The sequence below is a fragment of the uncultured Amaricoccus sp. genome (assembly GCF_937858865.1).
Taxonomy (GTDB): Bacteria; Pseudomonadota; Alphaproteobacteria; order Rhodobacterales; family Rhodobacteraceae; genus Amaricoccus.
The window spans coordinates 1-8080 of sequence record NZ_CALLYO010000059.1; the positions used below are offsets into that span (position 1 = coordinate 1).

8 protein-coding genes are annotated in these 8080 nt (G+C 70.7%); all 8 read left to right on the forward strand.

The genetic code is table 11. The features are described 5' to 3' along the window. The first annotated feature begins 105 nt into the window (after nt 1-105). Nucleotides 106-606, forward strand: coding sequence for a cytochrome c family protein (locus tag Q0112_RS01540; RefSeq protein ID WP_297970498.1), 501 nt, complete (start codon nt 106-108; stop codon nt 604-606). Between the two features lie 112 nt (nt 607-718). Beyond that, nucleotides 719-2662, forward strand: coding sequence for an extracellular solute-binding protein (locus Q0112_RS01545; RefSeq protein WP_297970500.1), 1944 nt, complete (start codon nt 719-721; stop codon nt 2660-2662). An 18-nt stretch (nt 2663-2680) separates the two neighbouring features. Then, a complete protein-coding gene (locus tag Q0112_RS01550) occupies nt 2681-3760 on the forward strand; it encodes a microcin C ABC transporter permease YejB (protein ID WP_297970502.1) in 1080 nt (359 codons plus the stop codon). Further along, nucleotides 3760-4872: an ABC transporter permease gene (locus Q0112_RS01555; protein ID WP_297970504.1), complete on the forward strand. Its 1113-nt coding sequence runs from the start codon at nt 3760-3762 to the stop codon at nt 4870-4872. The genes Q0112_RS01550 and Q0112_RS01555 overlap by 1 nt, the downstream gene beginning before the upstream one ends. 154 nt (nt 4873-5026) lie before the next feature. Then, nucleotides 5027-6643 carry an ABC transporter ATP-binding protein gene (locus Q0112_RS01560; protein ID WP_297970506.1) on the forward strand — a complete coding sequence of 539 codons (1617 nt, stop codon included), beginning with the start codon at nt 5027-5029 and terminating at the stop codon, nt 6641-6643. A gap of 16 nt (nt 6644-6659) precedes the next feature. After that, complete coding sequence (locus Q0112_RS01565; protein WP_297970508.1) at nt 6660-7097, forward strand: DUF6325 family protein; 438 nt, start codon at nt 6660-6662, stop codon at nt 7095-7097. A gap of 10 nt (nt 7098-7107) precedes the next feature. Next, the gene (locus Q0112_RS01570) at nt 7108-7440 is read left to right on the forward strand and encodes an SHOCT domain-containing protein (protein WP_297970510.1); all 333 of its coding nucleotides are present in this window, start codon (nt 7108-7110) and stop codon (nt 7438-7440) included. A 43-nt stretch (nt 7441-7483) separates the two neighbouring features. Next, on the forward strand, nt 7484-8080 hold a 597-nt coding region (locus Q0112_RS01575), incomplete at its 3' end, for a hypothetical protein (RefSeq protein ID WP_297970512.1).

Here is an 8080-nt window from a genome sequence, read left to right on the forward strand (position 1 = left end):
CCGCGCGCAAGCCGCGCGCCGGCAAGCCTTGCGCTCGCCCGCGCGATCCGGCTAGAACGGCCTCAACAGCCTGCCAGGCAGCCCGAGCGAAGGTGAGAGGCCCCCATGGACACGATGGAGATCACGAAGTTCGTCGGCGCCATCTGCGGCAGCCTTCTCGTCTTCCTGCTCATCCAGCTCGCCTCCCACGCCATCTTCGACACCCACAGCGACGTGGTCGCCTTCTCCGTCGAGGCCCCCGAGGGGGGCGGCGACGATACCGGCGCCCCGGCCGAGGAGGTCGACGTCGCGGCGCTCGTCGCCGCCGCCGACGTGGCCAAGGGCGAGACCGTCTTCAAGAAGTGCGCCGCCTGCCACAAGCTCGACGGATCGAACGCCGTCGGCCCGCACCTCGACGGCGTCGTCGGCCGCCCGGTCGCCTCGGTCGAGGGCTTCAGCTACTCCGATGGCATGAAGGCGCACGGCGGCGACTGGACCCCCGAGCAGATCTTCCACTTCCTGACCAACCCGAAGGCGGACGTCCCCGGCACCAAGATGGCCTTCGCCGGCCTGCCCAAGCCCGAGGATCGCGCGAACGTCATCGCCTACCTCGAGTCGGTGCAGTAGGCTCGCGCCACCCCGGCGCCGAACCCTGCGCAGCGGCGTCTCCGAGGTGCCTTGCCGCCCGGGCCGCGGCGACAGATCGGCCCGACCGACGCAACTGCCGCCCGAGCGCCCCATGATCCATCCCCGCCGCCCCCGCGCCATCGCCGTCCCGCTTACCCGAGACGGCGCCGCGCGGGCCCTGGCGCCCAGCCTCCTCCCCCTCCTCCTCGCCACCTTCGTCCTCGCCGCCCTCCTCCTCGCCTCCCGCGCCGAGGCCGAGGGCACGGTGACGAACCCTGACGGCACCATCACCAGCCACGGCCTCTCGATCTTCGGCGACCTCAAGTACCCGGCCGACTTCGCGCATTTCGACTATGTCAACCCCGACGCCCCGAAGGGCGGCATCCATCGCACCTGGGACCTCGGCAGCTACGATTCGCTCACCCCCTTCACCGAGAAGGGCGACGCGCCGGCCTCGGCCTGGATCGTCTTCGACAGCCTGATGGCGAGCTCGCTCGACAGCCTCGACCAGATGTACGGCCTCGTCGCCGAGAGCGTGACCTACCCGCCGGACAAGAGCTGGGTCAGCTTCAGGATGCGCCCCGAGGCCCGCTTCTCCGACGGCAGCCCGCTCACCGCCGAGGACGTCGTCTTCACCTTCGAGATGATGAAGACCAAGGGCCAGCTGCGCTACCGCGCCTACTTCGGCGACATCGAGACCGTCGAGGCGCTCGGCCCCCATGAGGTGAAGTTCACCTTCCGCCAGGGCGCCCCGGTCCGCGACCTGCTGCAGACCGTCGCCTCGACCGACATCTTCTCCAAGGCCTACTACAAGGACCGCGACTTCTCCCGCGCCTCGATGGACCCGCCGCTCGGCTCCGGCCCCTACCAGGTCGCCCAGGCCGTCGCCGGCCGCACCGTCGTCTTCAAGCGCAACCCCGACTATTGGGCGAAGGACCTGCCGGTCAACCTCGGCGCCAACAACTTCGACGAGATCCGCATCGACTACTATGCCGACCAGGCCAGCGCCTTCGAGGCCTTCAAGGCCGGCGAATACACCTTCCGCGGCGAGACCAACGCCGACCGCTGGCTGACCGGCTACGACTTCCCGGCCAGGCAGCGCGGCGACGTCGTCACCGCCGAGATCCCCGCCCGCACCGTCCCCTACGCCGGCGGCGTCTTCTTCAACCTGCGCCGCGAGGCCTGGCAGGACCGGCGCGTCCGCCAGGCGATCGAGACGATGTTCAACTTCGAGTGGATCAACGCCACCCTCTTCCACGGCGTCGAGCGGCGCGGCCCCTCCTTCTGGGAGCGCAGCGACATGGTCGCCGCCGGCCCGACGCCCGCCGACGAGCAGGCCGTGCTCGAGCCGCTGCTCGCCGACCTCCCCACCGACATCGGCGACATCCTGAACGACCCGGCGGCGCTGCCCTACGCCTCCCCCGACGCCCGCCAGCGCGACCGCGCCCGCCAGCGCCAGGCGCTCAGGCTCCTCTCCGACGCCGGCTACGAGCAACGGGGCGGCAAGCTCACCGGCCCGAGGGGCCAGCTCCGCTTCGAGATCATGTACGCGAGCCCCGACGCCGAGCAGTATCTCTCGCCCTTCGTGCAGGAGCTGCGCGGCATCGGCATCGACGCCTCGCTCCGCTTCGTCGACAGCGCCCAGTGGCGCGAGCGGGCCGAGACCTTCGACTTCGACGCCGTCCTCGTCTACGTGCCGATGAGCGACACCCCCGGCCAGGAGCTCTCCGACGCCTTCGGCAGCGACTATGCCGACGTCGGCGGCTCGCTCAACGTCTCCGGCGTCGCCAACCCCGGCATCGACCGGCTCATCACCGAGATCGCCACCGCCGAGACCCGCGAGGATCTGAACGTCCGCGTCCGCGCCCTCGACCGGGTGCTGCGCGCGATGACCATCCGCGTGCCGCTCTGGGTCCGCCCCGACACCTGGCTCGCCTACTACGACTTCTACCGCCACCCCGACGAGCTGCCGCCCTACGCCACCGGCGCCCCGACCATCTGGTGGGCCGACAAGGAACGCTACGACGCGCTCCGCGCCGCGGGCGCGATCCGCTGACCGCCGTCCGCTGAAGCCATGGGCGCCTACATCCTCCGCCGGCTGCTGCTGATCGTCCCGACGCTCTTCGGCATCCTCCTCGTCAACTTCGTGCTGGTGCAGTTCATGCCCGGCGGCCCGGTCGAGCAGGTGCTGGCCGAGTTGCAGCAGGAAGGCAACGCCCTCGACCGCATCAGCGGCGGGGGCGGCGGCGGAGGCGGGGTGGAGCCGGTCGGCGACTACCGCGGCGCGCAGGGCCTGCCGCCCGAGTTCATCGCCGAGCTCGAGAAGCAGTTCGGCTTCGACAAGCCGGCCTGGCAGCGCTTCCTCATCATGCTGCGCAACTACCTCACCTTCGACTTCGGCGAGAGCTACTTCCGCTCGATCTCCGTCATCGACCTCGTGATCGAGAAGATGCCGGTCTCGATCACCCTCGGCCTCTGGTCGACGGTGCTCGCCTACCTCATCTCCATCCCGCTCGGCATCCGCAAGGCGACGAAGGACGGCAGCCGCTTCGACACCGTCACCTCCGGCGCCATCATCGTCGCCTACGCCATCCCGAGCTTCCTCTTCGCCGTCATGCTGCTCGTCCTCTTCGCCGGCGGCTCCTACTGGAAGCTCTTCCCGCTGCGCGGCCTCACCTCGGACAACTGGGCCGACCTCTCCTGGCCCGCCCGCATCCTCGACTACCTCTGGCACATCACGCTGCCGGTCATCGCCTCGACGATCGGCGCCTTCGCCACCATGACGCTCCTGACCAAGAACAGCTTCCTCGACGAGATCAAGAAGCAGTACGTGATGACCGCCCGCGCCAAGGGCCTGACCGAGACCCGGGTCCTCTACGGCCACGTCTTCCGCAACGCCATGCTCATCGTCATCGCCGGCTTCCCGGCCGTCTTCATCTCGGTCTTCTTCGGCGGCAGCCTCATCATCGAGACCATCTTCTCCCTCGACGGCCTCGGTCGCCTCGCCTACGAGAGCGCGCTGCAGCGCGACTATCCAGTCGTCTTCGGCACGCTCTACGTCTTCGGCCTCCTCGGCCTCGTCGTCGGCCTCCTCTCCGATCTCACCTATGTCTGGGTCGACCCCCGCATCGACTTCGAGAGCCGCGAGACCTGATGCGCCTCACCGCCCTCCAGCGCCGCCGCCTGGCGAACTTCACGGCCAACCGCCGCGCCTTTTGGTCGCTCTGGGTCTTCCTCGCCCTCTTCCTCGTCACCCTCTCGGCCGAGTTCGTCGCCAACGACAAGCCGCTCGTCGTCCGCTTCCAGGACGGCTTCCGCTTCCCGATCTTCAGCTTCTATTCCGAGGCCGACTTCGGCGGCGAGTTCGCCACCCAGGCCGAATACACCTCCCCCGAGGTCCGCTGCCTCGTCCGCACCGGCGGCGTCGAGGCCTGCCTCGACGACCCCGACGGCATCTACCAGGAAGCCGTGACCCAAGGCACTGCTGACGGCCAGCCGGTGACGCAACCCGGCTGGATGATCTGGCCGCTCATCCCCTTCAGCTACAACACCATCAACTACGACGTGACGACCGCCCCCTCGCCGCCCGACCGCACCCACTGGCTCGGCACCGACGACCAGACCCGCGACGTCGTCGCCCGGGTCATCTACGGCTTCCGCATCTCCGTCCTCTTCGCGCTGGTCGTCGCCGTCATCTCCAGCCTCATCGGCATCTTCGCCGGCGCCACCCAGGGCTTCTTCGGCGGCTGGATCGACCTCGTCTTCCAGCGCATCGTCGAGATCTGGGTGAACATGCCCAGCCTCTACATCATCATCATCCTCTCGGCGATCTTCACGATGAACTTCTGGCTGCTCACGCTCCTCATCGCCTTCTTCTCCTGGACCAGCCTCGTCGGCGTCGTCCGCGCCGAGTTCCTGCGCGCCCGCAACTTCGAATACGTCCGCGCCGCCCGCGCCCTCGGCCTCGGCAACGCCAAGATCATGTTCCGCCACATGCTGCCGAACGCCATGGTGGCAACCCTCACCCTCCTCCCCTTCATCATCACCGGCGCCATCGGCGGCCTCGCCGCCCTCGACTTCCTCGGCCTCGGCCTGCCGCCCTCCTACCCCTCGCTCGGCGAGCTGGCGCTGCAGGGCAAGAACCGCCTCAACGCCCCCTGGCTCGGCTTCACCGCCTTCTTCACCTTCGCCATCATGCTCTCGCTCCTCGTCTTCATCTTCGAGGGCGTCCGCGACGCCTTCGACCCGCGAAAGACCTTCCGTTGAACCGCGCGCCCCGCCATCTTCCCGGCGCGGTTACGCCCGCCGGAGGCACCGGCCGCAACGGCCGATTTCCCGCCCGCGCGCGCCCAAAAAATTTTAACGATTATGAATCCCTTTCAGCTCAATTGCTTACCTATAGTTTCGCGTGCGAAATCCGATGAAGGACACCGGCAAGCTCCCCCTGCCGGAGCCCCTCCTCGCCGCCCGCGACCTCTCGGTCACCTTCCACCAGGGCGGCCGCGCGACCCCCGCCGTGCGCGGCGTCAGCTTCGACCTCTACCCCGGCGAGACCCTGGCGCTGGTCGGCGAATCCGGCTCCGGCAAGTCCGTCACCGCCCTCTCCACCGTCCGCCTTCTCCCCGACAACGCCAAGGTCACCGGCTCGGTCCGCTACCGCGGCACCGAGATGCTGACCGCCGACGAGAAGACCCTGCGGCGTACCCGCGGCAACGACATCAGCTTCATCTTCCAGGAGCCGATGACGTCGCTGAACCCGCTCCACACCATCGAGAAGCAGCTCGGCGAGAGCCTCGCCCTCCACCAGGGCCTGACCGGCGCCCCGGCGCGCGCGCGCATCCTCGACCTCCTCACCCGCGTCGGCATCCGCGACCCCGAGGAGCGCCTCAAGTCCTACCCGCACCAGCTCTCCGGCGGCCAGCGCCAGCGGGTGATGATCGCCATGGCGCTCGCCAACGGCCCCGACATCCTCGTCGCCGACGAGCCGACCACCGCCCTCGACGTCACCGTCCAGGCCCGCATCCTCGACCTCCTCGCCGAGGTGCAGAAGGCCGAGGGCATGGGCATGCTCTTCATCACCCACAACCTCGGCATCGTCCGCCGCATCGCCGACCGGGTCGCGGTGATGCAGGCCGGCGAGATCGTCGAGACCGGCCCGACCGCCCGCATCTTCGCCGAACCCTCGCACGCCTACACCCGCAAGCTCCTCGCCGCCGAGCCGACCGGCCGCCCCGACCCGGTCCCGGCCGGCGCCGCCACCGTCGTCGAGACCCAGGGCCTCCGCGTCTGGTTCCCGATCCGCCGCGGCCTCCTGCGCAGGACCGTCGGCCACATCAAGGCGGTCAACGACGCCACCGTCTCGATCCGCGCCGGCGAGACCCTCGGCGTCGTCGGCGAATCCGGCTCCGGCAAGACCACGCTCGCCCTCGCCATCATGCGCCTCATCTCCTCCGAGGGCCGCATCCTCTTCCTCGGCCAGGACATCCAGGGCTGGAAGCACGCCCAGCTCCGCGCGCTCCGCCGCGACATGCAGATGGTCTTCCAGGACCCCTACGGCTCCCTCTCGCCGCGCATGTCCGTGGCAGGGATCGTCGCCGAGGGCCTCGCCGTGCACGGCCTCGGCGACGAGCAAGGCCGCGTCGCCGCCATCCTCGAGGAGGTCGGCCTCGACCCCGCCACGTCCGAGCGCTACCCGCACGAATTCTCCGGCGGCCAGCGCCAGCGCATCGCCATCGCCCGCGCCATGATCCTGCAGCCGAAGCTCGTCGTCCTCGACGAGCCGACCTCGGCCCTCGACATGACCGTCCAGGTGCAGATCGTCGAGCTCCTCCGCCACCTGCAGGCGAAATACGGCCTCGCCTACATCTTCATCTCGCACGACCTCCGCGTCGTCCGCGCCCTCGCCCACAGCGTCGTCGTCATGCAGAACGGCGACGTGGTCGAATCCGGCGACGCCCGCAGCATCTTCGAGACCCCGCAAACCCCCTACACCCGTACCCTGCTGGCCGCCGCCTTCGACCTGGAGCCGGCCGGCTGATCGAAAAGGAGCTCTCATGCCCGACATCCTCGGCCCCGTCGAATACATCGTCATCCACTTCGACAGCGACCGCTTCAGCCCCGAGGTCGTCCCGGCGCTGAACGAACTGCTCGACCAGGGCCTGGTGCGCCTGATCGACATCGCCGCCGTCACCAGGGCCGCCGACGGCACCGTCTCCATCCTCGAGACCCAGGAGCTCGGCCCCGAGGTCGCCGCCGCCTTCGAGCGGCTGACCGGCGAGCTCAGCCCGCTGCTCTCCGAGGCCGACCTGGCCGAACTCGGCGAGGATCTCGCCCCCGGCACCGCCGCCGCCGCGCTCCTCTTCGAGCACGTCTGGGCCACCCGCTTCGCCGATGGCGTCCGCGCCGCCAACGGTCGGCTGGTCCTCGCCGAACGCATCCCCCACCAGGTGATGACCGAGGCCCAGGCCTCGCTCCTCGCCATCGCCGAATAAGGAGACCCCGATGCTCGGATCCCGCCGCGGACGCCCCGGCCTGATCGGCCGCGCCGCCCAGACCGCCGCCCGCACCGCCGTCATCTCCGCGACCGCGACCGCCGTCTCCGGCAAGGTCGCCGCCAAGCAGACCGGCCGCGCCGCCGCCGCCTCGCAGGCCGCCGCCGCGCCGCAGGCCGCCGCGTCCGAGGTGCCCGCCCCGGCCGCCCCAGCCGCCGCCCCGGCCGCCGGCGGCCTCAGCGACGAGGCCATCGCCCGGCTGCAGAAGCTCGCCGAACTGCACGCCGCCGGCATCCTCACCGCCGAGGAATTCGCCGAGCAGAAGGCGCGCCTCCTCGCCTGAGCTTGATCCGTCGCGGGAAGTTTGCGAACATCCCGCGAACATCATGCTGCAGACCGCCACCGCCCCCGTCGCCTCCGAACTGGCGCTCGCCCCCGGCGTCGCCCTCGCCCGCGCCCGCACCCACGAGGCGGCGGGCCCTTCGCGCGCCGTCTTCGCCCTCCTCGCCGCCGCCCGCACTACCGGCCCGCTGCTCTGGATCCACCCGGCCTGGGCGCCCGAGCGGCCGATGGGCGACGGGATCAGCCCCTTCCTCGACCCCGCCCGCCTCGTCTTCGTCCGCACCCGCAAGCCGGCCGAGATCCTCTGGGCCGCCGAGGAGGCGCTCCGCTCGGGCGAGGTGGCGCTGGTCGTCGCCGACCTCCTCGAGCCGCCGGAGCTCCTCGCCGTCCGCCGCCTGCACCTCGCCGCCGAAACCGGCGCCCTCGGCCCCGGCGAGGCCCCGCTCGCCCTCCTCCTCACCCCCGGCGCCGGCGGCGCCCCCGGCGTCGAGACCCGCTGGCACCTCGCCCCCGTCCCCGGGTGGGCGGCGGGCGGCGGCCCGCGCTGGCGCCTCGCCCGCACCCGCGCCCGCATGGCCCCTGAAGCCTGCTGGCAGGCGTGGCTCGAGCACGGCGCGCTCCGCCTCGCCCCCGCGGCGCCA